Consider the following 24,934-nt stretch of genomic DNA (forward strand, 5'->3'; position numbering starts at 1 on the left):
GGTCCACGCCGCTCCGGCCTTGAGCTGCGCGACCACGCGCAGCCTGGCGGGCGCGGTCGCAGACGCACTCGCCGCATCGGCGGCGCGGAGCGCGTAGCCATCGCGCGTAGCGCGTGCGAAGGGCGGCTGGTCGCGGTCCGCGACCACGCGCTCGGCGAGCACGCGTCCGCGGGCTTCGAGCAGCCCGCAAGGTTCCGGTGGGCGGGGTGGTTTGAGCTTCCGCGCCTCGCGCTCGACCGCGCGCCGCGCGTCGAGAAAGCTGAGCAGCGCGGCTTGTGTCGAGGTCGTCACGGCAAGAGGCCAAGCCCGAAGAAGGAGAGAAGGATTCTAGTCGGCGGGCGGGCGAAAGGGAATGCGCGCAAACACCAGTAAGAAGGAGGGCGCGCAATCAACCATGCAGGCAAAGAAAAGGGACGGCGCGTGTAAACAAAGCCACGGGCCGTCCCCGAGGGATCCGCGCGGGACTATCTCGGTTTCTTGCTGGACTTGGTCGATTTGTATCCCGTCTCGACCTCGGCCCCGATGGTAGCCAGCAACTGCTTCGCGCCCTCGGCGTACTTGCCGGTGGGCTGCAGTTGCAGGTACTTGTTGAGCGCATCGGAGGTGCCTTCCGGCGCGGTCATCTTGCCGTCTTTGCCGACGGTGGCCTTCTGCAGCAGGTTCACGCCTTTCTGGTAGTAGGCGTCGGCATAGTTCGGATCGGTGGCGATGGCTTTGTCGAAGGCGGCATTCGCGTCGTCGGGATGGTTGTGGTTGGTGAGCACCGCGCCCAGGTTGAAGTAATACTGCGCCGCGCTGGCCGGGTTCACCTGTGCTGCCGTGGTGTATTCGCGGATCGCATCCTGCGGCTTGCCGGTTTTGCCGAAGGCTTGTCCCAGGTTGTTATGCAGGGCGGCAAGCTGCGCCTTGTTCTGCTTTTCCGGCGGTTCCGCGCTGATGAGCGCGATCGCCTTCTGGTACGGCTCGATCGCGTCAGACCACTTTCCGGCGGCGCTGCTGTATTCCGCCAGCTTGGTCCAGAGCAGCTCTTTGTCGGGAGCCTGCGTGGTCGCCTGCTGCATGAGCGAGATCGCCTGCTCCAGGTTGTTGGCGGTTTTTGCGGCTTCCGCCTGGGTGAGCATCTGGTTCAGGCTGCGGATCTTTAGGTTCTCCTGATCGATCTTTGCCATCTCTTCTTTTTGCTGTTTCGTCGCGACGGGAAGCGCTGCGGCCGGCTGTTTGCCCTGCGCGTTGCCCGGCGTGGCGGGGGGCGCGGCGGACTGCTCTTGCCGCTCCTTCCTCAAGTCGATGTCGACCACGGTATCGTTGCTCGGGTCAGCCTTGACACCGTGCAGGGAGAACAGCTGCTTGCCGTCGGGGCCGATCAAGGTGCAATCGTACCTGCCCAGTTGCATACCGACCTGGATGTACTCGCCCTTGGCGTTGGTCTTGAGGTCGTACTTGCGTCCCGTTTCGGGATTCTGAAAGCGCAGGATCGCGTTCGCGATCGGTTGCCCTTGTTCATCCGTGACCTTGCCGCGGACGGTGGCGCTCACCAGCTGCGCCGCCGCCAGGGTTGCCAGCGCCAAGAGCATTGCCAGCATTGCGATCAAACTTAGTCTGATCAAACCTTGTCTCTTCATGTCATCTGCCTCGTTCTGAATATCGTTCCAAAATAAAATAAGATCGGTTCGCCGAGACTCACTGCGAGACTGTCTGCGCGTACGCGATCGGGTCCTGGACCCCGGCCGCCGCGAATGCCCGGCGGCGCAGCACGCAGCTCTCGCACCTGCCACACCCCACATCTTCGCGACGGTAGCACGACCACGTTAAATCCAAGGGCGCGCCCAGTTCAACACCGAGCCGCACGATCTCTGCCTTGCGCAGGGCGATGAGCGGCGTCTCGATCAGGATGCCGCCGCTTTCGGTGCCGTCCTTCGTACCCCACCGCACCACCTCGTTGTAGGCGCGGTAGAATTCGGGCCGGCAATCGGGATATCCCGAGCTATCCTGCTCCACCGCGCCGATCAAAACCTTCTTCGCGCCCAGCACCTCGGCCCAGCTCACCGCCGCCGCCAGCAGGTGCGCGTTGCGGAAGGGCACGTAGGTCACCGGGATCTTCGAGCCGATCTCAGCGACCACGTCTTCCGCATCCGGCACGGCGATGCTCGGATCGGTGAGCGCCGAGCCGCCGATCTTCGCCAGCAACTCGTCGCGGACCATCATCCGCTTCGCGATCCGCAAACGCTCGCAGATCGCCGTGAACGCCTGCGCTTCGCGCGCTTCCGTGCGCTGTCCGTAGCTCACGTGCAGCGCGGCCGGCTCAAAGTCGCGGGCGGCAATGGCCGCGCACACGGCGGAATCCATGCCTCCGCTCACCAGGACCACTGCGCGTGCCTTCTCTGCCATTCGGATGCTTATACCTTTGGATGTGAAGTGCGGCGGAATAGCTGCATTGCCGCGCCCCAGCAAACAGAAGATTGTACCGATTCCGAGGGTGGGCCTGGTACTACACGGTACTAAGGCGATATGGCGCTCAGTCGCCCTTAGGTCAAAGCCGGCTCACACACCCTTGGTCTCGGGCGCCCAAATGAACTTGTGCAGTTGCAAGCCGAGCCGCGCTTCGAGGCCGTCTTCGAGCATCCACTGCGCCAGGACCTGGGGATCGAGCAGGCACTGCTCGGCGCTGCGCTGGCCGCGTGCGTCTTTGCGGAACGCGGGCGAGAACAGCACTTCTTTCACGCGTGGCTGATGTTGGCGGACGACGTGTTCGCGCACGAACTTGCGCGCGAACTCGTAGTCGGCGCGGTCACTGATCACGAACTTCAATTCATCGCGCTCGCTGAGCGCGGCGAGGTTCTCCAGGTGGAAGGTCGCGGCGGCGCCCGAGTGCGGACACTTCACGTCCACGATCTTGTGGACGGCTTTCGGCACATTCGCGAGCGGGCGCTCGCCGCTCGTCTCGAGGAGCACGGTGTATCCCTGGTCTACCAGCCGCTGCATGAAGGGGAGGAGTTCGCGCTCCTGCAACATCGGCTCGCCGCCGGTGATCTCGACCAGCTTCCCGCCCGCGACATCTTTCCCGGCCGAGCTGGGCGGCGCGAGGCGATGCACCTCGGCCTCGATCTCTTCCGCAGACATTCTTCTGCCGCCGGTGAAGGTGTATTCCGAGTCGCACCACGAGCAGCGCAGGTTGCATCCGGTGAGCCGCACGAAGACGCAGGGCAGCCCGGCGAAGGAACTCTCGCCTTGCAACGACCTGTAGATCTCAGTGATTTGCATGGAGCTTTGAGCTTTGAGTTGCGAGCTTTTGGGCGATCCCGATGGCACGAGCGTTTCTCCGGCTACTCAAAACTCACAACTCGCAACTCACAACTACTCCCGATACGTCGCCGTCGTCACGTCCGTCTCCCACACGGTGACTTCCTTCACCCGCACGCGGTCGTTGCTCGCCGAGATCACCTTCTTGTTGGTCTCCACGTAGAAATAGCGTGCCAGGTTCTCGGCCGACGGATTCAGCGTGGTGAAGGGCTCCACGTCGTTCATCATCTGGTGGTCGAGCCGCTCGATGGTCTCTTTCATCACGTCTTTGAGGTCCTTGAAGTCGAGCAGCAGGCCGGCATGGTCGAGGCGATCGCCGGCGAGCGTCACGCGGATCTTGTAGTTGTGGCCGTGCGGGTTCTCGCACTTGCCTTTGTAATTGCGCAAGTAGTGTCCGGCCGCGAAACTTCGCTCTACAGTGACTTCGAACATGGGTTTGTAATCTTCTATTGTAAAGCCCAAGAGCTTGAACCACGAAGGAGCAGAAGGACTTCAGCGCACGCCGAAGAACTCTTCCACCTTCGCGATGTCCGTCGTAGTGGTGTACTTCGGCAGGCTATCGAGGAAGACCCGGCCGTACTGCTTCTTGATGATGCGGTTGTCGAGCAGCGCGAGCAGTCCGCGGTCGTGCAATGAGCGGATGAGGCGGCCGAATCCCTGCTTCAGCGTGATCACCGCCGCCGGCACCTGGTATTGGAAGAAAGCGTTGCCGCCATCCGCGTTGATGGCGTTGATGCGCGCCGCGACCACCGGGTCGTTCGGTACCGCGAACGGCAGCCGGTCGATGATGACCGCGGACAACTGCTCGCCCTGCACGTCCACGCCCTGCCAGAACGACGCGGTGGCGAAGAGCACCGCGTTCGGCGTCGATCGAAACTCATCGAGCAGGGCCGACTTCGGCGCCGTCCCCTGCAACAGCATGGGATACTCCAGCTCGCCGAGCAGGCGGTCGTGCACTTCGTTCATCTGCGCGTAGCTGGTGAACAGGACGAAGGCGCGCCCGCGCGTGATCTCGAGCAGCTTGCGGATGCGGTCAGCGGCGCGCGCGGTGAACTGCGGCGTGCGCGGGTCGGGCAGGTCGGGCGGCACGTAGAGCACCGCCTGGCTCTCGTAGTCGAAGTGCGATGGCACCACCAGCGTGCGCGCGTGCTCCAATCCCAGGCGCGACGAGATGTACTCGAAGTTTCCCGAGACCGCGAGCGTAGCGGAGGTGAGCACGGCGGTCTCGAGCATCTCGAAAAGCGTCTGCCGCAGGATCTGCGAGACGTCGATGGGCGTGGCGGTGATGAAGACGTTGCCACCGGTGCGGTCTTTTCTGCGCGGGCCGCCGTCGCCGAACGAACGCCGTTCGATCCAGAAGACGGTGTTGCGGTCTTGCGACTCCATCACGAACCCGAGCGCGACCTTCAACTCCTCGCAGCGCCGGATGAGGTTGAAGACCTCTTCCGGTTTTTCCGGCAGGCCGCTGAGCTCGTGCGCGAGGCGTCCGGTGGCGTTGGCGAGGCCGAGGTATTCGTCACCATTCTCTTCCAGGAACTCGCGGCGGTTGTCGAAAGAAAAGCGTCCGTCGCCGGGAGGCAGCAGCGAGAAGAAGAACTGCGAGCGGTCGCGCAAGCGGACGATGGCCGTGCTGATCGAGGCGGAGAGCATCTGCTTCTGGCGCAGCGTGTTCTCGATGTCGCGCGCCAGTTCCGCGAACCGCAGGTTCGAGACCGAGACGCCGAAGTACGCGCCGGCAACGTCTTCGAGCTCGTGCGCTTCATCGAAGATGACAGCGCCGGCATCGGGCAGGATGCCCGCATCGGGCGCGCCCTCGGCCGCGCGCTTGATCGCGAGATCGGCGAAGAAAAGATGATGATTCACGATGATGATGTCGCTTTCGCTAGCCTTGCGCCGCATCTCGGTGATGAAGCAGCGTTCCCATTGCTGGCACTTCTGTCCGGTGCAGGCGTCGGTGCGCGCGTCGAGCTTGCCCCACACCGGCGAGTTCTCGGGCAGCGCGGCAAGTTCGGCGCGGTCGCCGGTCGCGGTGGTCTTCTCCCAGTCACGGATGATGCGGAAGTGCTCCACCTCATTCAGCCCGCTCAGGATGGGTGAGTCCTCGAGGTCGTAGACCTTTTGCCGGCAGAGATAATTGTTGCGCCCCTTCATGTAGCAGACGCGCAGCTTGCCGGTGATGCCTTCGAGGAAGGGAATGTCTTTCTGGTAGAGCTGCTCTTGCAGGTTCTTGGTTCCGGTGGAGATGATGACGCGCTTGCCGCTGCGGATAACGGGGACGAGATAGGCGAGCGTCTTGCCCGTCCCCGTACCCGCTTCGACGATGAGGTGGCGCTTGTCGGTGAGCGCTTTCTCCACCTCTTCGGCCATCTGGAGCTGCCCGCGCCGGAATTCGTATTGCTGATGCGAGCGCGAGAGCACGCCGTTAGGGCCGAAGAATCCGTAGAGCGAGCCGAGATGCGGCGCCGCCGCGGCGGCCGTGGGTTCGTGATTGGGCATGAAGAGTCTCTATAATACTTTCTTCTGCTTGCAGCACCTTTCTTTACGTTCCATGCCGCCCACCGCTAACTCGAACCTGCCCTTTGTCGCCATCGTCGGACGCCCCAACGTGGGAAAATCCACGTTGTTCAATCGCATCGTGGGCTCGCGGCGCGCCATCGTGGGAGACGAGCCCGGCATCACGCGCGACCGTCTCTACGCCCAGGCGGACTGGAACGGACGCGACTTCCGCGTGATCGATACCGGCGGCATCGTGCCCGACGACAAGGAGCTGATCCCCGCCGAGATCTTCCGGCACGCCAAGATGGCGCTCGACGAAGCCGCGGCCATCATCATGGTCGTCGACCTGCGCACCGAGCTGGCCGCACCCGACATCGAGCTCGCGCGCCTGCTCATCCGCATGGGCAAGCCGCTCTTCCTCGCCGTCAATAAAGTGGACGATCCCAAGCTCGAGCCCGAAGCGGAGAACTTCCGCCGTCTCGGCATCCGCAACGTCTTCCCCATCACCGCCGAGCACGGCACCGGCGTGGCTGAGCTGCTGGACGCGATCTTGGATGTCCTGCCACCACCAGAAGAGGAGCCGGTCACAGAGACTGAGCTTGACCCGTCTTTGGATAAATCCTCTTCCGAACCCCCGACCTCCGACGCCGAGATCAAGGTCGCGATCATCGGACGTCCCAACGTGGGCAAGTCCACTTTGCTGAACGCGCTGACCGGCGTGGACCGCGCCATCGTCTCGCCCATCCCCGGCACCACGCGGGACGCGGTGGACGAGCTCGTGATCCGCGACGAGCAGCGCTTCCGCTTCATCGATACCGCCGGCATTCGCCGCAAAGGCAAGACGCACCTGATGGCGGAAAAACTTTCCGTCGTGATGGCGCGCAAGCACTTGGAAGCTGCCGACGTCGCGTTGCTCATCGTGGACGCTACCGAAGGCGTGGAGAACGCCGAGCAGACCATCGGCGGTTACGCGCACGAGAGCGGCCGCTCCGTCATCGTGGTGGTGAACAAGTGGGACCTCGTCGGCCCGGGCGCCGATGGCAAACGTGCCGACGGCAAGCCGCCCGCCGACCGCGCCATCTATGAGCAGCAGGTGCGCGCGCATCTCAAGTTCCTGCCCTACGCGCCCGTGCTCTTCGTCTCTGCTCGCGAGAACAAAGGCGTAGAGCGCATCTATTCCACGCTCGCAGAAGTGGCGCGCGAGCGCTACAAGCGCATCGGAACGGGAGCGATGAACCGCTTCCTCGAGAAGGTGGACTTCGAGCGCGCCTCGGTGCCGTACAACCGCCGCGTGAAGATCTATTACATGACGCAGGTCGCAGTGGCGCCGCCCGCCTTCCTGCTCTTCACGAACAAGGAAATGAAGCTGCACTTCTCGTATGAGCGCTATATCGAGAATCGCATCCGTGAAGCCTTTGGGTTCGTAGGGACGCCGATACGCATCCGCGTGCGCGCGCGCGAGAAGCGCGAGTTCATCCCCAAACCCAAGCCGAAAAAGAAGAAGCGGCAATAGGCCGCTTCGCCACCGACGTTGTCAGGGCCGAACCGCAACTTCCGCCGCGACGGCGGCCATCTCACGAGGGAGGTTTTCACCATGAGACGCTCACCACGCCTGTTCATCGCTGCCGGCATCCTTATTGTTTCGCTGATCGGGTACTACATGAAACGCGAGGTGAACCCGGTCACCGGCGAGACCCAGCACATCTCGCTGACCGCTGACCAGGAAGTCGCGCTCGGCTTGCAGTCGGCGCCGGAGATGGCCGCGCAATTCGGCGGCGAGGATCCGGACCCGGCCGCGCAAGCGATGGTGCAGCGCGTGGGCGCGCAGGTGGTGCGCAATAGCGCTGCGCACGGAGCGCCGTACGAGTTTCACTTCACCTTGCTGCGCGATCCGGAGACGGTGAATGCCTTCGCGTTGCCCGGCGGTCCGGTGTTCATCACGCGCGGACTGTTCAAGCGTTTGGAGAACGAGGCGCAACTTGCGGGCGTGCTCGGCCATGAGGCGGGCCATGTGGTCGGCCGGCACGCCGCCGAGCACATCGCCAAGAACCAACTCGCGCAGGGCGTGGTGGGCGCGGTTGCCGTGGGCGCGTCCGACGACCAGGGCCACGGACGCAGCGCCGCGATGCTCGCCGCTTTCGCCGCACAGATGGCGCAGCTCAAGTACGGCCGCAACGACGAGCTCGAAGCCGACAGACTGGGCGTGAGGTTCATGTCGCAGGCCGGCTACGATCCGCGCGCGATGCTGCGCGTGATGCAGATCCTCGAGCAAAGCAGTAAGGGCGGCCGCCAGCCCGAGTTCATGAGCACGCATCCGGATCCTGGGAATCGCCAGGTGATGATCAAGGCAGAGATCGAGAAGCTCTATCCCCAGGGCGTGCCCTCGAACCTTACGCTGAACGGCGGGAAGCTCAAGGGCGGGGCCACGCCAGAGCAATGAGCAAGCACACCAGCTTCTGGAATCGAATCAGAGCTTCGGGAAAGTCGTGATCGAGATCGAGATCTAAGCGGGCGCGGGGCCAGGTTCAGGCGAGAGCACTGGTGGCGCGACCGGCGCGACGGGTGCGGCTGCCTCGGGATACATCACCAGCTCCATGGGCCGGAACCTGCGTGCGAAGAACTGGATGGCGTAAGCCTGGAAGAACGTCGCGGCGGGCACGGCGAGCAGTCCCATCAGGAAGAACAACACGACGAGCGCCACCAGTCCGACCACGACGGCGAACGCGATGGCCAACGCGGTGCTCGCAGAGTGCAATCCGGCGACGAGCAGCGCGATCACGATGCCGGCGGGCAGCGCGATGAAGACCAGCAGGAGCAACATCACCATCATCATCGCGAATCCCGCGCCGATCCCGAGCACGATCTTCATCCCGATATAGGCGAGGTAAGAGAGCGGGTCGGCGGCGATCATCCGGCGCAACGTGCCCCAACCATCCATCGCACCCACGCCATCGAACGCCATGATGGGGATCACGAAATCCTTGGTCAGGACGAAGACCAGCGCCGCCGCCACCAGCGCTGCGATCCCGATGAGCGCGCCGATGACGATGAGCAGGATGCCGCCGGCTCCGGCCGCACCTTTCATCATCGCCATGCCGCCCACGATGAGCAACACGATCAGTCCGCCGCACGCGACCACCACCAGCAGGAAGCCGAGCGACCACCAGAAGAAGCGGGTGCCATGCGCTTGCCAGCGTTCAAAGCCCTCGCGTAAGCGGTAGCGCCCGGTGAGGATGGCGTCGAACTGCACGAAGCGAAAGACGCAGCCTAAGTACATGAAGATGATGCCTACGATCAGGACCGCCACCACCGCCCCGGCGATCACTCCCGGGGCGATCCCGCTGAAGGGACTCGCTGCGGCGAGAAAGTCGTGTCCGCTCTTGCTTCGCGTGTTCCAGTCGGTCGGGATATTGAAGTTGCCGCCGGAGACCTCGCCGGTCATGAACGCCAGGAACGCCATCCGCCACCAGAATGCCCAGCGAAAGGGGCGGATCAGCAAGTCCAGCGCGCGCGTCCAGGCGGGCGTGATCGCGTCGATCGCGTTGAGTGGGGCTGCCATGGCAGGAGTGTTCGGTTGAAATTACTGCCGCTGCGGCGCGGAGTCCAGAGATTTTCCTGGCGGGGGACGGCGGGAGTCCCCGGTCGCCCTCGCTAGCCAGCGACCGAAGGACTTGCGACCGGCGCAGTTGAGCCAGCCAGCCACGCCTCGCACGCCGCCAGCGCGCGTTCACACTGGATGCGGTGGCGCTCACGCTTGTCGCGCACCTTGCGCCGCGTCTCTTCGTCGAGGGCTGGCAGCAGGTCGAAGGTGATGTTGGCCGGCTGGAATCCCTTCGCCGACGCGTGCGTGATGTAGTGGACGAGCGAACCGAGCGCGGTCTCGCGCGGCGGTGCGGCAGGTTCCTCGCCCGTGAGTAAGGCCGCCGCGTTCATCCCCGCGAGCAAGCCGGCGGCGATCGATTCGGTGTAGCCCTCCACCCCGCAGATCTGTCCGGCGAAGAGCACGCGGGGATGGGCGCGCATCGCGAGCGTCGCGGTCAGCAGCGTGGGCGCGTTGATATAAGTGTTGCGATGGATCTGGCCGTAGCGCAAGAATCTCGCGCTCTCGAGCCCGGGGATGAGCCGCAGCACGCGCGCTTGCTCGCCATACTTCAAATGGTTTTGGAAGCCGACGAGGTTGTAGGAGTCCGCGCGCAGGTTCTCCTGGCGCAGCTGGACGACGGCGTAGGCTTGCCGGCCGGTGCGCGGATCGCAGAGTCCCACCGGCTTCATCGGACCAAAGCGCAGTGTGTCGCGGCCGCGGCGCGCGATCTCTTCGATGGGGAGACAGGACTCGAAGTAGTTCAGGCGCTCCCAATCTTTTTCTTCGACCGCTTGCGCGGCGACGAGCGCGTCGTAGAAACGGTCATACTCGTCCTTGGTGAACGGGCAGTTGATGTAGTCGGCGGTACCCTTGCCGTAGCGCGCGGCGAGATAGACGCGCGACATGTCGATGGACTCGGCCTCGACGATGGGCGAGATGGAGTCGTAGAAATAAAGATGCTGGCTGCCCGAGAGGCGCGCGATCTCCTGCGCGAGGGCGTCGGAGGTGAGCGGGCCGGTGGCGACGATGGTGATGCCGCCGCCTTCGGTTTCGTCAATGCGCGTGACCTCTGCGCGCAATATCTTGATGAGCGGCTCGCGGCTGATGGCTTCCGTCACCCGCGCGGCAAAGACCTCGCGGTCCACAGCGAGCGCGTGTCCGGCTGGGACAGCCGTGGCGCGCGCGATCTCGAGCAGTAGCGACCCGGCGCGGCGCATCTCCTGCTTCAGCAGCCAGGGCGCGGTGTTCTCGCTCTCACTTTTCAGTGAGTTCGAGCAGACCAGCTCGGCGAAGTTGTCTGTCTGGTGTGCCGGCGTCTGCCGCACGGGACGCATCTCGCACAACTCCACCGCCACGCCCCGGCGCGCAAGCTGCCACGCGGCTTCGCAGCCGGCGAGGCCGGCGCCGATGATGCGGACGCGCGTCACTTGGCTTCCATCCGCGCTCATCATTCTTCCGCCAGCTTCCTCATCGGGTCTCCGATGATGCGCACCGTCAACCAATCTTTCTGCAGCTCCGCGCCGAGCGACTCGTAGAAATCGATGGCCGGCTGGTTCCAATCGAGCACTACCCACTTCATGCCGTAGCACTGCTTCTTCACCGCGATGTGCGCCAGCTCGCGCAGCAGCGCTTTGCCAACACCCTTGCCCCGGACCTCCGGCCGTACGAACAGGTCTTCGAGGTAGAGTCCCCAGCGCCCGAGCCAGGTCGAGTAATTGAAAAAATAGAGCGCGAAGCCGGAGGGCTTGCCCTCCCACTCGGCGATCACGCACCAGAACTTCGGCGGGGCGCCGAGAGCGGGGAAGCCGTCGCGCAGAATGTCTTCTTTGCTGACGATGGCTTGCTCGGGCGCGCGCTCGTATTCCGCCAGCTCGCGGATGAACTCGACGATGAGCGCGGCGTCTTTCGCGGTGGCGGGGCGGATGGTCAGCATGGCTGTAGGAATGCGTGCAGGGTGGATGTCAGGTTTGATTATACGAGGCGCATCGGCGCGCTGGAGGGTTGCGAAGAGTCACAGGATCACGCGCTCGTCGCCCACGCGCTTGGTCACGCGCTCGCGGTCCAGCCACTCCAGTAGCGGGATGGCGTACTTGCGCGAGACGCCGGTAAGGTCCTTGAACTTCGCCACATCGATCTTCTGCGCATCCTTCTTATAGGCGGCGATCTGGTCGCGCAGCCCGGCGAGCGCCGCCTGGTGGAAGACCAGGTCGTCGCCCAGCTTCACCAGCACCTTATCGCGCAGCAGCAGCGTGACGATCTTCTGCGCGCGCGTCTTGTCGAGTTTCACGCCGGCGAGCACGTCTTTGAGCGCGGGAACCTTCAACCCCGCGCTCGCGAACGCCTGCTCGATCACGCGCTTCGATTCCGATTCCTCATCCTTCATAGTGACGCCGCCGCCCGCGGCCCGCACCTGCTCGCCGGCAACCTCGATCGCGCCCTGCCGGGCGAGCGCGCGCAGCACGCCCTCGAAGACTTCTGCCGGTATGCCGAGCCGTGTGCGCAGGTCTTCTTTGTTCATCCCCGCGACCAGCGGGTTCTTGCTGTGGAAGTCGGTGATGCCGTTCTGCACCAGCTTGCGCGCCTCGGCGTAGGCCGGGGTATCCACTAGGTGCGTGCCATGTTTCACGATGCGGTGGACCGCATTGAGCGCAGACACAACGGCGGTGGTGCGCTCGGCCGTCCATCCCGTCTCGGCCATCAGCTCGCGCAGCGTGAGCCCTTGGACGCCGCGGCGGGCCAGGCGTGCCACCACGATGTCTTCGGGCGCTCCGTTCGCGAGCGTGGCCAAAAATGCTTTGCGCTGCTCCGCCGATATCTTTTTTCGCTGTTTGCGCGAATCAGCGAGCGGGTCAGCATCGAGCACCACGCCGCCGCCGATGGTCACCACCGGCGAGAACTGTCGCAGGATGAAGCGGTCGCCGGGCAGCAGCAGTGTGGGCTCAGCGAGTTGAAGACGCGCGAAGCCGGTCGTGCCCGGCGCGAGCTGCTTTTCGTCGTCGATCAAGAGCGCGACGTCGGCGATGGTCTCCGCGGTGTAGGCGTGGAAGTGGACGCGGGCGCGGTCCTTCAGCGGCTTGGCCGACTTGAGCAGCGCTAGCTCGACATCCAGGTGTTTGGTCGCGTGGAGCACTCCCGGCGGCGCCAGTGGCGCCAGTATCATGCCGCGCGCGAGTTCGGATTTCTCGATGCCGGCGAGGTTGAGCGCCGTCCGCTGGCCGGCGCTGGCTTGCTCGGCTGCCGCGCCGTGCACCTGCACGCCGCGTACGCGACGCCTCTTCCCGCCGGGAAAGACTTCGACCTCATCTTCCTTCTTTACCGAACCACTGATCAGGGTGCCGGTGACGACCGTCCCATGGCCCTTCATCGTAAAAACGCGATCGATGGGAAGACGAAAGACCGCGCTCGCGTCGCGCGCCGGGACTTCGGCGGCCACCCGCGCCAGCTCGCGCTTGAGTTCGCTGAGCCCGGTCGCTTTGAGCGACGATACCGGGACGATGGGCGCGCCCTCGAGGAACGACCCACGCAGGAAATCTTCGACCTCGAGCCGGACGACGTCGAGGGTCTCGCGGTCCACGAGGTCGGACTTGGTGAGCGCGACCAGGCCACGCTTCACCGCGAGCAGGCGCGCGATGTCGAAGTGCTCGCGCGTCTGTGGTTTGATGCCCTCGTCGGCGGCGATGACGAGCAGCACCAGGTCGATGCCGCCCACGCCCGCCAGCATGTTGCGCACGAACTTCTCGTGCCCGGGAACGTCGATGAACCCGATCCTTATTTTGGGTGGGCCTTCGAGTTCGAGGTGGGCGAAGCCGATGTCGATGGTGATGCCGCGGCGTTTCTCCTCGGCCAGGCGGTCGGCGTCGATGCCGGTCAGCGCTTTGACCAGCGCAGTCTTCCCATGATCGATGTGTCCGGCGGTGCCGAGAATGACGGATCTCACGCTCACGGGATGCAGTCTACAATCCATGAGCATGGAACGCGACCGCCGTCCGCTCTACTTCTGGCTGCTCTTCGCCGTGGCAGATGCGCTGATCTCCACCTACTACTGGCCGCGAGTGCCGGAAATGATGGCGCAGCACTTCGATGGCGCAGGACATCCCAACGGCTGGGCCACGAAATCCGGCTTCTTCATCTTTATGGGAATGCTGATCGCCGGCCTGGGCGTGGTCTTCTTCGGACTGCCGAAGCTGCTGCGCAAGCTGCCCTTCGCGCTCGTCAATATCCCGTACAAGAGCTACTGGGAAGCCACGCCGGAGCGGCAGAAGCGGGCGTGGGACATGACCGAACAGCAGATGAACTGGTTCGCGGTCGCCCTCAACGCGCTGCTCACCTTCACGCTGTACCTCACGCTCGCCGCTAACCTGCGCCCCGGCCGCAGGCTCGACAGCCCTACGCTCATCGCCGCGCTGATCGCTTTCGTCGGCTTCACGGTGGGATGGATGGTCTTGTTCATCCGCCGGTTCAAGCCGCCGGAAACGCCGGAAACGCCGGAGACGCCGTAAACGGGTGAGCCGGGAGCGAGCGCTGGACCGCGCGAGCGCAGGGCGAGGGGTGACGCAGCCAAGCTGAGCCCGGCCGGGCGTAGGCGAGGAGCGTTGCGGCGCCCCTTGAAATGAAGAACCCGGCTCGCTGGTTGGCGGCGCCGGGTCAAGCCTGCACTGCATGTTTCAGGACAGGTACTGCGTTACTTGAAGAGTCTGATGCAGGTGTGCTGCCGCGGGGTTGGAGTTCGAGCCCACTCCAGCCGGCCTTGCTTCTTTGCAGAAGCGATGGCTAACTCATTATTTCGCTTTACTTTCGCCCCGTGATCCGTTACTCTCGTCTCGTCCGTCCCACGCCGGAACGTCACCGCTCCTTCTCATCTTGCCGGATGTTGACCACCTCGCCATATTTCTCGCTCGCCATGCCGCTTCGATGGGTTTGGATCACGCCGAGACCCGACCGAGATCGAAGCGAGATCTGGACCGAGACCAGGCCGGGATCTGGAGCGGGATCAACTACCCCTAAGCTCATGAAAACATTAGCAGAAGACGGTTGGGCGCTCCTAGGGGGGAGGGAACACCATCCGGCGGTTTACCTTTCGGTAAATCTCCTGCGATAGCGATGCTCGCCGCGGTCGAGCGCGAGCTTGCCGCCCGTGCGAAAATAAGACTTCCCCATATGCCTACCACGCCCGCCGCCGCCGTCGCCATCACCCCCGAAGTCGTCGCCGAGCATGGCATCACGCCCGACGAATACAAGAAGGTCCTGAAGTGGCTCGGCCGGGAGCCTTCGCTCACCGAGCTGGGCATCTTCAGCGTGATGTGGAGTGAGCACTGCTCGTATAAATCGTCGCGCATCTACCTGAAGCGCCTGCCCACGCGCTCGAAGCTGGTAGTGCAGGGACCGGGCGAGAACGCTGGCATCATCGACATCGGCGAGGGCTGGGCGTGTGCCTTCAAGATCGAGTCGCACAACCATCCTTCGTTCATCGAGCCATTCCAGGGCGCGGCGACGGGCGTGGGCGGCATCCTGCGCGACATCTTTACCATGGGCGCGCGGCCCATCGCGGTCATGGACTCGCTGCGCTTCGGGCCGATCGTTGCTTCGGCGCGCAGCGCAGCTGCGCAGAAACGCCCGGGCATCGACCACGCCACATTGCACAAGAATCATGCGCTGCTAGAAGGCGTGGTCAGCGGCATCGCGCACTACGGTAACTGCTTTGGCGTCCCCAACCTCGGCGGCGAGACGAAATTCGAAGACTGCTACTCGCAGAACCCGCTGGTGAACGCGTTCGCGCTCGGGATCGTGCGGCGCGACCAGATCTTTTACGCCAAGGCCGCCGGCGTGGGGAACCCGGTGATCTACGTGGGAGCGAAGACCGGGCGCGACGGCATTCACGGCGCCACCATGGCGTCGGAAGAATTCAGCGAAGGGTCACAGGCGAAGCGTCCGAACGTCCAGGTGGGCGACCCGTTCCTGGAAAAACTTCTGCTCGAGGCGTGCCTCGAAGCCATGCACTCCGGCGCGGTCGTCGGCATACAAGATATGGGCGCCGCCGGCCTTACCTGTTCGACCTGTGAGATGGGCGGGCGCGGCAACGTTGGCCTGGAGATCGAACTCGATAAAGTCCCGCAGCGCGAGACGGGGATGAACGCCTACGAGATCATGCTCTCGGAATCGCAGGAGCGCATGCTGCTCGTCGCCGACAAGGGCCGCGAGCAGGAAGTGCTCGACATCTTTGCGAAGTGGGGCCTCGATGCCGTCAAGATCGGCCATGTGATCTCCGACCCGAAGATGCGCGTCTTCGAGCACGGCCAGCTGGTTGCCGAGATCCCCAACGCCGCGCTCACCGACGATGCTCCTGTCTACCAGCGTCCGCTGGAGCGGATGGATGCTGTCCCGAAGTTTCCGCGCGAGATGCCCGCGGCGATCGACCTCAGCGCCGAACGCGACCTCGGCGCGGACCTGAAGAGCATGCTCGCCGCGCCGAACATCTGCTCCAAGCGGCGCATCCACCAGCAGTATGACTCGATGGTACAGACCAACACGGTGGAAGGTCCCGGACTCGAAGCCGGGGTGGTCCGCATCAAGGGAACGAACCGCGCGCTCGCCATGGCGCTCGATGGCAACGGACGCTGGTGCTACCTCGATCCTAAGCTGGGCGCGATGCACGCCGTGGCCGAGGCCGCGCGCAACGTGGCGTGCACCGGGGCGCGTCCCGTGGCCGCCACCAACTGCCTGAACTTCGGCAGTCCGGAGAAACCGGGGACGATGTGGCAGTTCGCGCAGGTGATCGACGGCATCACGCGGGCCTGCGAAGAACTGGAAACACCGATCACCGGTGGCAACGTGAGTTTCTACAACGAGACGCTCGGCGAAGGTATTTGGCCAACGCCCGTGATCGGCGTGGTCGGCATCCTCGACGATGTGCACCGCGCGACGCCTTCCCACTTCCGGGAATCTGGGCGTGCCATTCTGCTGCTGCGCGGCTCCGAGGCGGGCGACGCGACCGATGTGGAGCAGGAATTCGGCTCCAGCGAATACGCCAAGCAGGTGCTGGGCGCGATCTGGGGATTCCCGCCGGCGCTCGAGATCGAGCGCGAGCACGGGTTGCAGCGCGCCATCGTAAGACTCATTCGCGATGGCCTGATCGAGAGCGCGCACGACTGTTCCGACGGTGGGTTAGCCGTAACGCTCGCCGAGGCCAGCTTTGGGAGCGACGTTGGAGCGGCAGTGGACCTGACTGGTAACCGGCTGCCACCGGCGGCGGTGCTCTACGGCGAAGACGCCAGCCGCATCGTGATTTCTTGCGACGAAAAGAACGTCGAGACCATCCAAAATACTGCGCTAGAATATGGCGTAGCAGCGGACCTCCTCGGCCACACGGCAACCGAACAATTCAGCATCACCGTAGACGGCCAGCCAGTCGTGAGGGCGAAGGTGTCGGAACTGAAGGCTATTTGGGAGTCCGCGCTGGACCGGGCGCTGCACGCGGGAACGGAAGAGCACCTGGTGCCAGACGTGTTGCAGAAGAGCTGAGGCGTCATGAAGGTTCGCGACGTCATCAAGCTCGTCGAGCAGGATGGTTGGAGAGTGGCAAGGACGAGGGGAAGTCATCGGCAATATGTTCACCCCTCGAAGGGTGGGGTGGTGACGGTCGCAGGCCACCCGTCACAGGATCTGCATCCGAAAACGTACGGGACGATACTTCGGCAGGCGGGACTCAAAAAACAATGAGATACGCAGTCATTTATCACAAGACGCGGAGTGGTTACAGTGCAGAGGCGCCGGACGTGCCAGGCTGCATCGCCGCCGCGAAAACGCTTCGCGAGACACAAAAGCTCATGCGAGAGGCGATTTCGCTTCATCTCGAGCTCACCAAGGAAATGGGTGAGAAGTTGCCGCGTCCTGAGACGGAGACTAACTACGTTCGAGTGAGGAAACCAGAACTTCGTGCGCGAGCCCGATAATATGCCGACTCCATCCGACAAATTTCACGACGAATGTGGCGTGGTCGCCATCTACGCCCATCCGGAAGCCTCGACGCTCGCCTACCTCGGGCTGCACATGCTGCAGCATCGCGGGCAGGAGTCCGCCGGCATAGTGAGCTCCGACCTGGCCACGCTGCACGCGCACAAGGCCATGGGGCAGGTCGCGGACATCTTCACCGAAGACGTGCTCGCGCGCCTGACCGGGCCGCTCGCCATCGGACACACGCGCTACTCCACCTCCGGCGACAGCGCGCTGCTCAATGCGCAGCCCATCATGGTGGATTGCAACAAGGGAATGATCGCGCTCGCGCACAACGGAAACCTGGTCAACGCGCACATCATCCGGCAGAAGCTCGAGCAGCAAGGTTCCATCTTCCAGACCACCTCGGACACCGAAGTGATCGTGCACCTGGTGGCGCAATCCAAGGAGCAGACGCTCCCGGAAGCGATCGCCGACGCGCTGCGCCGCATCGAGGGCGCGTTCTCGCTGGTGCTGATGACGCGTGACCGGGTGTTCGCGGTGCGCGATCCGCGCGGGTTCCGTCCGCTATCGATGGGCAGGATCAAAGGCACGCAGGTCCCGGGCAGCGCGTCGCTGCCGAGCGCGGCGGTGGGGAATGACACCATCGTCTTCGCCAGTGAGACTTGCGCCTTCGACCTGATCGGCGCCACTTACGAGCGCGACGTCTCCCCCGGCGAGATGATCGTGGTCGGCCCGGAGGGCATCAGCTCACGCTTCTACCACTCCACCTCGCAGCCGCAATCGAGCTGCATCTTCGAGCACGTGTACTTTTCCCGGCCCGATTCCATCGTCTTCGGACGCAGCGTGCAGGAGAGCCGTGAGGCCCTCGGACGCCAGCTCGCCATCGAAGCGCCGGTCGAGGCCGATATCGTCGTCCCCGTCCCCGATTCCGGCGTGGTCGCCGCCACCGGATACAGCGAGCAGAGCAACATCCCACTGCGCCTTGGCCTCATCCGCAACCATTACGTCGGGCGCACCTTCATCGAGCCGGAACAGCGAGTGCGCGATTTCGGCGTGCGCCTCAAGCTCAACCCGGTGCGCTCACTGCTCAAGGACAAGCGCGTCATCCTGATCGACGACTCCATCGTCCGCGGCACCACCAGCCGCAAGATCGTGCGCATGGTGCGCGAGGCGGGGGCCAAGGAAGTGCATATGCGCATCTCCTGCCCGCCGACCATCTCGCCGTGCTTCTACGGCGTGGACACGCCCTCGAAGTCACAACTCATCGCCGCGAACAAATCCATCGAAGAGATCCGCGAGTACATCGGCGCCGATTCGCTGGCGTATCTCTCCCACGAAGGCATGAAGCAGGCTTGTGGCGAGAGCGAGAAGTTGACGTATTGCTCCGCTTGCTACACCGGAAAATATCCCACCGATTTCATCGATGTGGCGGAGTTAGAGGCCAGCGCGAAGAAGTGCTGAGCGCCCAGGACGCGTTCAGGCAGCTTTGTCGTTCGACCCGACGTCCGGACCGAAGTCGTAATCGGAAGCCGCCGGGTCGCCATCCATCAGTTCCACGAACTCCACCCGGTCGCCGCAGTAATGACACGTGGGCAGCAGATCGTCTTTGAGCACGATCACGCTATGCGGCATGCGGTGCTGATAGTGGTAGACGCGATAGATGCCGGAGTGCGGCGCCTTCGTCCCGGCCGCGAGACGAGTTGGATCGCGTTGGATCGGTTCAGCCATGGTTGCCACCGAATGCTCGGTTGCATGGCCGTGAAGTTGGCGGTCGTGCAGCGTTAGGTAGTTGGATGTTCGCTATCGAACAAGAGATGGCCCCGCCAGAATACGTCAGAGTTGTTGCTCGGTGCACGGCAAACAAAGGGGTTAGTGAAGCCCCGGCCCAGTTTCGCTAGGAGCGCTTGCGCCACCGCGATGGGCGCGCCGGCGGCCGGCTCAGGCCGGCTTCTGCGCCGCGATCACGCGCGGTATCCCCTGCAGGTCGTGGGTAACACGAATGTTGGTCCAGCCGGAGAGAAGCTCGCGGACGAGCTGCTCGCTCGAGTATCCCATCTCCATCACCAGCCATCCGCCGGGCACGAGCGCCGCGCGCGCCTGCGGGATGAGCCGCCGATAAATGTCCATACCCTCGATGCCGGAGAACACGGCGACCTTCGGTTCGAACTCGCGGACCTGGCGCTGCACTTTATCGGCTTCGCCCTCGCCGACGTACGGCGGGTTGGAGACGACCAGATCGAAATGTTCTTTCGGCAGCGCAGCCAGCAGGTCGCTCTCGAAGAAGGCGATACGCTTTTCCAGCTGGTGCCGCGCCGCGTTGGCGCGCGCGATCTCGAGCGCTGCGGACGAGATATCCACCGCAGTCATCTTGGCGGCGGGAAACTCGCCCGCCAGGGCCACCGCGATGCATCCGGAACCGGTGCCGATGTCGGCGATCTTTTCGAACATCTTTTCGGACGTCAGCGCTTTTGCCAGCTCGAGCGTGGTCTCGATCACGTGCTCGGTCTCGGGACGCGGGATCAGCACTGCCGGGGAGACGATGAAGTCGAGTCCCCAGAACTCTTGGTGTCCGGTGATGTACTGCGTGGGTTTGCCGGTGGAGCGCTCGGTGATGGTGGCGTTGTAGCGGTTCTCTTCGTCGCCGGTGAGTTTGCGTTCGGGATGCGCGTAAAGGTACGCGCGGTCGCAGCCGAGGACGAACATGAGCAGCGTCTCGGCGTTCATCCGCGACGAGCCTACGTCGTTCTGCTCCAGGGTGCGGACGGCGCGGCGAAGGGCGGCGTCAAGTCTCACGGATTTAGCTTACGACCGCGGCTTCCTGCTTCAGCTTCTCCGCCTGGTCGTGGGCGGCCACCGCGTCGATGAAGGGCTGCAGCTTGCCTTCCATCACATCGCTGAGTTGATGGATGGTCAGGCCGACTCTGTGGTCGGTCACGCGGTTCTGCGGGAAGTTGTAGGTGCGTATCTTCTCGCTGCGATCGCCGGAACCGACCTGCGCCTTGCGCTCCTTTGCCAATAGTTGGTGCTGACGTTCGAGCTCCTGCTCGTAAAGGCGCGAGCGCAGCACGCGCATGCCCTTCTCGCGGTTCTTGATCTGCGACTTCTCGTCCTGGCAGCTCACCACCGTGCCGGTGGGAATGTGCGTGATGCGCACCGCGGAGTAGGTGGTATTGACCGACTGGCCGCCAGGCCCGGAGGAGCAGAAGGTATCGATGCGGAGATCCTTGGCTTCGATCTTCACGTCCACGTCCTCCGCCTCGGGCAGCACCGCCACTGTGATCGCCGAAGTGTGCACCCGGCCCTGCTGCTCGGTCTGCGGCACACGCTGCACGCGGTGCACGCCCGACTCGTACTTCAAGAGCGAGTACGCGCCCTTGCCCTCGACGATGGCGATCACTTCCTTCAAGCCGCCCACGCCCGACTCCGAGCTCGACAGGATCTCGACCTTCCAGCGATGCGCCTCGGCGAAACGCGTGTACATGCGGAACATCTCGCCGGCGAAGAGCGACGCCTCGTCGCCGCCGGTGCCGGCCCGGATCTCGAGCACCACGTTCTTGTCGTCGTTGGGATCCTTGGGCAGCAGCAGCTTCTTGATCTCTTCTTCCACGCCGCCGACGCGGCTTTCGAGCTTGGTCAACTCTTCCTGCGCCATCGCGCGTAGCTCGGCGTCCGTCTCTTCGGCAAGCATCTGCTTGCTCTCGGAGATCCCCCGTCGAAGGTCCTTGAACTCACGATACTTCTCCACGATGCCGGTCAACTCGGCATGCGCCTTGGCGGTCTTCTGATACTTCGCCGAGTCGGTCACGATCTCGGGCGAAGAGAGCGCCTGGGTGAGCTCTTCGTACTTCTTCTCGATCTGGTCCAATCTTTCGTACATGGCTATCACTGCCGCCGTCAGACATAAGACGGCTTCCTCTCGATTCTAGATTCTTATCTGGCTTAGTGCAGAGGGAATAGTGCGGATAAGAGTTATGCGGGGAGCCCCGCTACGCGATCACGAGTTCGCCGCCGCGCTGCCGCTCGAGCACCATAGCCTCATCGAGCGCGCGGATGGCGCATTCGACCTGGGCGTCAGCCGGAGGCTTGGTGGTGATGCGCTGTAGCCAGAGGCCAGGCTGCGTCATCAGCGCGAACAGCGACTTCCGCCGCTTGGCGGCGAAGCGGATGATCTCGTAAGACACTCCGGCGATCACCGGCAGCAGCGCGATGCGGATGGCGATGCGCGCCCACAAGGTGTGTACCGGGAAGACCATGTAGAAGACGATGGAGATCAGCATCACCGTCATGAGGAAGCTGGTGCCACAACGCGGATGGAAGGTGGAGAATTTCTGCGCGGCTTCGATATTCAGCGGACCGCCATCCTCAAACGCGAAGACCGTCTTATGCTCGGCGCCATGATACTGGTAGACGCGCCGGATATCCGACCACAGCGAGACCGCCCAGATGAAGAGCAGGAAAAGCGCGATGCGGATGGCGCCATCCACCAGGTTGAAGGCCACGTTCCCATTCAACGAAGGCCAGATGCGGCTGAGGCCGGTGGTCGCGTACACCGGGATCATCTTGTAGAACACGATGAAGAAGCCGACGGAGAGCATCACGTTGAGTGCAGCGATCCAACCGGAGATCTCCAGCTTCTTCGCATCGGGTGCATTTGGCGTCTCATCGAGCGCCACGTTGGCAGAAAACTTCAGCGCACGGAATCCGAGTGCCATCGCCTGGCCCAGCGTGGCGACGCCGCGGACGACCGGCCATCCCATCCATTTATGTTTTTCGCTGGGACGCTCGACCGGCTCAGAGTGCGTGGCGATGCCGCCATCGGGACGGCGGACGGCGATGGCACACGCGTGCGGCGAGCGCATCATCACGCCCTCCAGCACCGCCTGGCCACCGACCAGGGTCTCCTCGCCGCTTTCCAGCGCGGGCAGCAGCTGGACGGCAGTCAGGAAACGCAGATTTTTCCTTAGCCACGACATACGTTGATTAGATGAGAGTTCTGCCAGGAACGCTTCAGGGGTTACCAGCTGATACGGTTAGCTTACGGGCATGAAAAGCGGGTGTCAAACCCCCTCGGCTGTGATACCGTGCCCCCGTTTTCAGCGAGATAACGCCTGTGAGCGACATCACCGCCAGGATCCTGCGCGTCACCGAGGACCTGCAGGTCCTACAGACGGAACTCGACGAGGCTACGCGGAAGGCCAGCACGCAGCGCCAGGCCGTGGTCGATGAGCTGGTCGAGGGCGACTTGCTCGACGATCTGAAGCATGCCGTGGACAACGTCCGGCACTTCCTGTGGGCATACATCGAGGCGACCTCGGAGAATCCCGCCGACCTGCGCACCACGATGCAGGGATATCGCATGCAGCGCGTCACCGAGATGTTGCGCATGCTGAAAGAAGAGCCCGAGCTCGCCCAGAGCCACCAAGCGCACTCGTTCTTCCAAGAGATCAACAACATCGCGAATACCACCGTCGATCGCTATAAGGATGAGAGCGACGCCAAGGGTGGAGATCCCGCGGTCGCCCCCGGCAAGAAGTAGCCGCGACTTTACTTTCTGCTGCGCCCCTGCAGTCGCTTCCTGCATCCTGATAGCTGCTACCTGCTATCTGCCACCCGTGCAACGATGTCCGCGTTCATGGTTCGACTCGCGCCGAAAAGCAGGCGCTCGCTCACCATGACTGATCTAAAGATTACTCCGCCACGCGCACGTTGAAGACATGCTTCGCTGGTTTGTCTTTGCCATGCTGCAGCGTGAGGAATATCTCCCACTCGTCGTCCATGGTGAAGGCGCCGCTGCCTTCGTAGACGCCCGGCGCCGTCTCTTTCGCGGGGAACTCGTTCTTGCCCATATCCATGATCGGCATCACCAGCGCGATGCCGGCGTTGAGGCCGGCAGCGGGTTTGCCGGCAGCGTCTGCCACGGTGAAGCGGAAGGTGACCGGCTTCTGACTCACCGGCTGCGCGGGATCGAGCGCGACCGCGACCTTGTAGGGCGACGTGCCTTCCACGCGCTCAGCGATGATCGCAGTCTTATTCCCTTGCGCCTGCGGTGTGGGCGCCGCTACGGATCTCTCCGCCGGCACCTGGGTCTGCTGGCATCCGATGATGGTGAACGTGCCGGCGAGCAAGACGATGCGAGAGATCTTCTTCATAGGCCTTGCAATGGATCAATGAACCAATGAATCAATGAACCAATGAATCAATGAACCAATGAACCGATTCCTCAGTGCGTGTGTCCCGAAGCGGCATCTGTTTCGCGCACCGGCACCACGCAGCCGTGCGCCACCTCGCACACCACATTCTCGAATTGGATGGTGGTGTGGTCGATCTGGAAATCGCGGTCGAGCACTTCTTTTATCGCGCGCAGGATGCGTTCGCTCTCTGATGGTGGGATGTCTTCGATGGAGATATGGCAGGAGAGGGCGTGCGACTCCGATCCCAGGCTCCAGACGTGGAGGTCGTGCACGTCGTTCACGCCCGGCACAGCGCGGAGGGCGGCCTCGATGCGCGCCAGCTCCATGCCACTCGGCGTGCCTTCGAGCAGGATGTTGAGCGTCTCGCGCATGATGCCGAGGCTCGACCACAAGATCAATGCGCCGATGCCGAACGAGAGCGCGGGGTCGACCCAGGTCTGCCCGGTGCGCGCGATCACGAATCCGCCAATGAGGACGGCTGCGGTCGAGACGGTGTCGCCGATCTCGTGGATGAACGCGCTGCGCAAGTTCACGTCGCGATTGCTACCCAACAGCGCCAGCGCGATGACGCCATTCATCACGATGCCCACTGCCGCCACCCACATCATCAGGCCGGGATGCACTGGCTGCGGCCGGTAAAGCCGCGCGCCCGCTTCGTAAAAAATGTAGAACGCGATGCCGATGAGCGTGAGCGCGTTGACGAACGCAGCCAGCACGCCGGCGCGCTGGTATCCGTAAGTACGGCGCGCGCTCGGCGGACGCGTCTGGATGTAGACCGCCACCCAACTGAGCGCCAGCGCCAGAAAATCGCTGAGGTTGTGGCCGGCTTCGGAGAGCAGCGCGAGCGAGTGCGCCTTCCAACCCGCGATCGCCAGCAGCACGATGTAGCCGCCCGTGGCGACCATCGCCAGCGTGAGCACACGCTGCGCGTTCGGCGGCCGCTTGAGATCGCCGCCAACGCTTCCGGGATGTGGGTGTGCGCGCGCGACCATTACTTCCTCAGGTCTTCAGGCTTAAGTCGCCACTCCTCAGTTTATCGCGGGATGCGCCGGCAAAGAGCTGGCACTGCCTTCGCCAGCCGCGAGCGGGGCTGTATCCGGCGCCGCCCACTGTGGGTACGGCTCTGCTTACTGGCGGCAGCGTATGCGGTCTCGCAAACCGCGCCGCCCACGAGCGCGCCCACCAGCCCGGCACGGACAAAAGCGCCGTCCGCGACTTCGAAGATAGACGACGGGCGACCATTCGGCCGCCCGTTTTTTGGTGCCAGGATCACCGCTGCCCATTCGGGTGTGGCGTTCGATGGTGCGGTTATTGAATCACGCTATAATGACGGAGCCTTTAAGTCATAAGGTGAGCCCGAAGCGAGCGCCAGCCAGCGCGAGCGCAGGGCGAGGGCGACGCAGCCGAGTCG

Annotated in this window: 24 protein-coding genes; 8 read left to right on the forward strand and 16 right to left on the reverse strand. The window is 63.7% G+C overall.

Annotation, left to right across the window (positions count from 1 at the left end; translation table 11 throughout):
* The 6 genes from M3P27_05605 to M3P27_05630 all read right to left on the reverse strand — a co-directional run.
* The coding region (locus M3P27_05605) for a molybdopterin molybdenumtransferase MoeA (protein ID MDP9267786.1) at positions 1-291 on the reverse strand (291 nt) is incomplete at its 3' end.
* Positions 292-464: 173 nt separating this feature from the next.
* Positions 465-1,583 (reverse strand): tetratricopeptide repeat protein, encoded by a 1,119-nt coding sequence (locus tag M3P27_05610; protein MDP9267787.1) that lies wholly within the window; start codon positions 1,581-1,583, stop codon positions 465-467.
* A 97-nt stretch (positions 1,584-1,680) separates the two neighbouring features.
* Positions 1,681-2,388 (reverse strand): 7-cyano-7-deazaguanine synthase QueC, encoded by a 708-nt coding sequence (gene queC, locus M3P27_05615; protein ID MDP9267788.1) that lies wholly within the window; start codon positions 2,386-2,388, stop codon positions 1,681-1,683.
* A gap of 153 nt (positions 2,389-2,541) precedes the next feature.
* Positions 2,542-3,261 carry a radical SAM protein gene (locus M3P27_05620; protein ID MDP9267789.1) on the reverse strand — a complete coding sequence of 240 codons (720 nt, stop codon included), beginning with the start codon at positions 3,259-3,261 and terminating at the stop codon, positions 2,542-2,544.
* A gap of 93 nt (positions 3,262-3,354) precedes the next feature.
* Positions 3,355-3,732, reverse strand: coding sequence for a 6-carboxytetrahydropterin synthase QueD (queD, locus tag M3P27_05625; protein ID MDP9267790.1), 378 nt, complete (start codon positions 3,730-3,732; stop codon positions 3,355-3,357).
* A gap of 60 nt (positions 3,733-3,792) precedes the next feature.
* A complete protein-coding gene (locus tag M3P27_05630; GenBank protein MDP9267791.1) occupies positions 3,793-5,796 on the reverse strand; it encodes an ATP-dependent DNA helicase in 2,004 nt (667 codons plus the stop codon).
* A gap of 52 nt (positions 5,797-5,848) precedes the next feature.
* Here M3P27_05630 and der point away from each other — a divergent pair, with 52 nt between their 5' ends.
* Together der and M3P27_05640 are read left to right on the forward strand one after the other, a co-directional pair.
* Positions 5,849-7,309: a ribosome biogenesis GTPase Der gene (gene der, locus M3P27_05635; GenBank protein MDP9267792.1), complete on the forward strand. Its 1,461-nt coding sequence runs from the start codon at positions 5,849-5,851 to the stop codon at positions 7,307-7,309.
* Between the two features lie 81 nt (positions 7,310-7,390).
* The gene (locus tag M3P27_05640) at positions 7,391-8,236 is read left to right on the forward strand and encodes a M48 family metallopeptidase (GenBank protein ID MDP9267793.1); all 846 of its coding nucleotides are present in this window, start codon (positions 7,391-7,393) and stop codon (positions 8,234-8,236) included.
* Between the two features lie 63 nt (positions 8,237-8,299).
* Here M3P27_05640 and M3P27_05645 read toward each other — a convergent pair whose 3' ends face one another.
* The 4 genes from M3P27_05645 to selB all read right to left on the reverse strand — a co-directional run bounded on the left by M3P27_05645 (position 8,300) and on the right by selB (position 13,322).
* The gene (locus tag M3P27_05645) at positions 8,300-9,355 is read right to left on the reverse strand and encodes a hypothetical protein (GenBank protein ID MDP9267794.1); all 1,056 of its coding nucleotides are present in this window, start codon (positions 9,353-9,355) and stop codon (positions 8,300-8,302) included.
* A gap of 92 nt (positions 9,356-9,447) precedes the next feature.
* Positions 9,448-10,806 (reverse strand): methylenetetrahydrofolate--tRNA-(uracil(54)-C(5))-methyltransferase (FADH(2)-oxidizing) TrmFO, encoded by a 1,359-nt coding sequence (gene trmFO / locus M3P27_05650; GenBank protein MDP9267795.1) that lies wholly within the window; start codon positions 10,804-10,806, stop codon positions 9,448-9,450.
* A gap of 20 nt (positions 10,807-10,826) precedes the next feature.
* Positions 10,827-11,312: a GNAT family N-acetyltransferase gene (locus M3P27_05655; protein ID MDP9267796.1), complete on the reverse strand. Its 486-nt coding sequence runs from the start codon at positions 11,310-11,312 to the stop codon at positions 10,827-10,829.
* Between the two features lie 78 nt (positions 11,313-11,390).
* On the reverse strand, positions 11,391-13,322 hold the full coding sequence (gene selB, locus M3P27_05660) for a selenocysteine-specific translation elongation factor (protein ID MDP9267797.1): 1,932 nt from the start codon (positions 13,320-13,322) through the stop codon (positions 11,391-11,393).
* 25 nt (positions 13,323-13,347) lie between these two features.
* On the opposite strand from selB, the gene M3P27_05665 reads away from it, so the two are divergent.
* The 5 genes from M3P27_05665 to purF all read left to right on the forward strand — a co-directional run bounded on the left by M3P27_05665 (position 13,348) and on the right by purF (position 18,793).
* Positions 13,348-13,878, forward strand: a complete 531-nt coding sequence (locus tag M3P27_05665) for a DUF1648 domain-containing protein (GenBank protein MDP9267798.1) — start codon at positions 13,348-13,350, stop codon at positions 13,876-13,878.
* Positions 13,879-14,536: 658 nt separating this feature from the next.
* The gene (gene purL / locus M3P27_05670; GenBank protein MDP9267799.1) at positions 14,537-16,897 is read left to right on the forward strand and encodes a phosphoribosylformylglycinamidine synthase subunit PurL; all 2,361 of its coding nucleotides are present in this window, start codon (positions 14,537-14,539) and stop codon (positions 16,895-16,897) included.
* A 6-nt stretch (positions 16,898-16,903) separates the two neighbouring features.
* Positions 16,904-17,095, forward strand: coding sequence for a type II toxin-antitoxin system HicA family toxin (locus M3P27_05675; protein MDP9267800.1), 192 nt, complete (start codon positions 16,904-16,906; stop codon positions 17,093-17,095).
* A complete protein-coding gene (locus M3P27_05680; GenBank protein ID MDP9267801.1) occupies positions 17,092-17,328 on the forward strand; it encodes a type II toxin-antitoxin system HicB family antitoxin in 237 nt (78 codons plus the stop codon). Before M3P27_05675 ends, M3P27_05680 begins: the two co-directional genes overlap by 4 nt.
* A 1-nt stretch (position 17,329) precedes the next feature.
* The gene (gene purF, locus M3P27_05685; GenBank protein ID MDP9267802.1) at positions 17,330-18,793 is read left to right on the forward strand and encodes an amidophosphoribosyltransferase; all 1,464 of its coding nucleotides are present in this window, start codon (positions 17,330-17,332) and stop codon (positions 18,791-18,793) included.
* Positions 18,794-18,808: 15 nt separating this feature from the next.
* On the opposite strand, the gene M3P27_05690 is transcribed toward purF, so the two are convergent.
* From M3P27_05690 to M3P27_05705, 4 genes are all read right to left on the reverse strand, one after another.
* The gene (locus M3P27_05690) at positions 18,809-19,060 is read right to left on the reverse strand and encodes a hypothetical protein (protein ID MDP9267803.1); all 252 of its coding nucleotides are present in this window, start codon (positions 19,058-19,060) and stop codon (positions 18,809-18,811) included.
* A gap of 210 nt (positions 19,061-19,270) precedes the next feature.
* The gene (prmC, locus tag M3P27_05695) at positions 19,271-20,125 is read right to left on the reverse strand and encodes a peptide chain release factor N(5)-glutamine methyltransferase (GenBank protein ID MDP9267804.1); all 855 of its coding nucleotides are present in this window, start codon (positions 20,123-20,125) and stop codon (positions 19,271-19,273) included.
* Positions 20,126-20,129: 4 nt separating this feature from the next.
* Entirely contained in the window at positions 20,130-21,209 is a 1,080-nt protein-coding gene (gene prfA, locus M3P27_05700; GenBank protein MDP9267805.1) for a peptide chain release factor 1, read from the reverse strand.
* A 109-nt stretch (positions 21,210-21,318) separates the two neighbouring features.
* Positions 21,319-22,305, reverse strand: coding sequence for a DUF1385 domain-containing protein (locus tag M3P27_05705; protein ID MDP9267806.1), 987 nt, complete (start codon positions 22,303-22,305; stop codon positions 21,319-21,321).
* Between the two features lie 137 nt (positions 22,306-22,442).
* On the opposite strand from M3P27_05705, the gene M3P27_05710 reads away from it, so the two are divergent.
* Positions 22,443-22,868, forward strand: a complete 426-nt coding sequence (locus tag M3P27_05710; protein MDP9267807.1) for a hypothetical protein — start codon at positions 22,443-22,445, stop codon at positions 22,866-22,868.
* Positions 22,869-23,019: 151 nt separating this feature from the next.
* Here M3P27_05710 and M3P27_05715 read toward each other — a convergent pair whose 3' ends face one another.
* Positions 23,020-23,481: a FixH family protein gene (locus M3P27_05715; GenBank protein ID MDP9267808.1), complete on the reverse strand. Its 462-nt coding sequence runs from the start codon at positions 23,479-23,481 to the stop codon at positions 23,020-23,022.
* A gap of 71 nt (positions 23,482-23,552) precedes the next feature.
* Entirely contained in the window at positions 23,553-24,515 is a 963-nt protein-coding gene (locus M3P27_05720; GenBank protein MDP9267809.1) for a cation diffusion facilitator family transporter, read from the reverse strand.
* Positions 24,516-24,934: the final 419 nt, after the last annotated feature.

The organism is Acidobacteriota bacterium (assembly GCA_030774055.1).
Classification (GTDB): domain Bacteria; phylum Acidobacteriota; class Terriglobia; order Terriglobales; family Acidobacteriaceae; genus JACPNR01.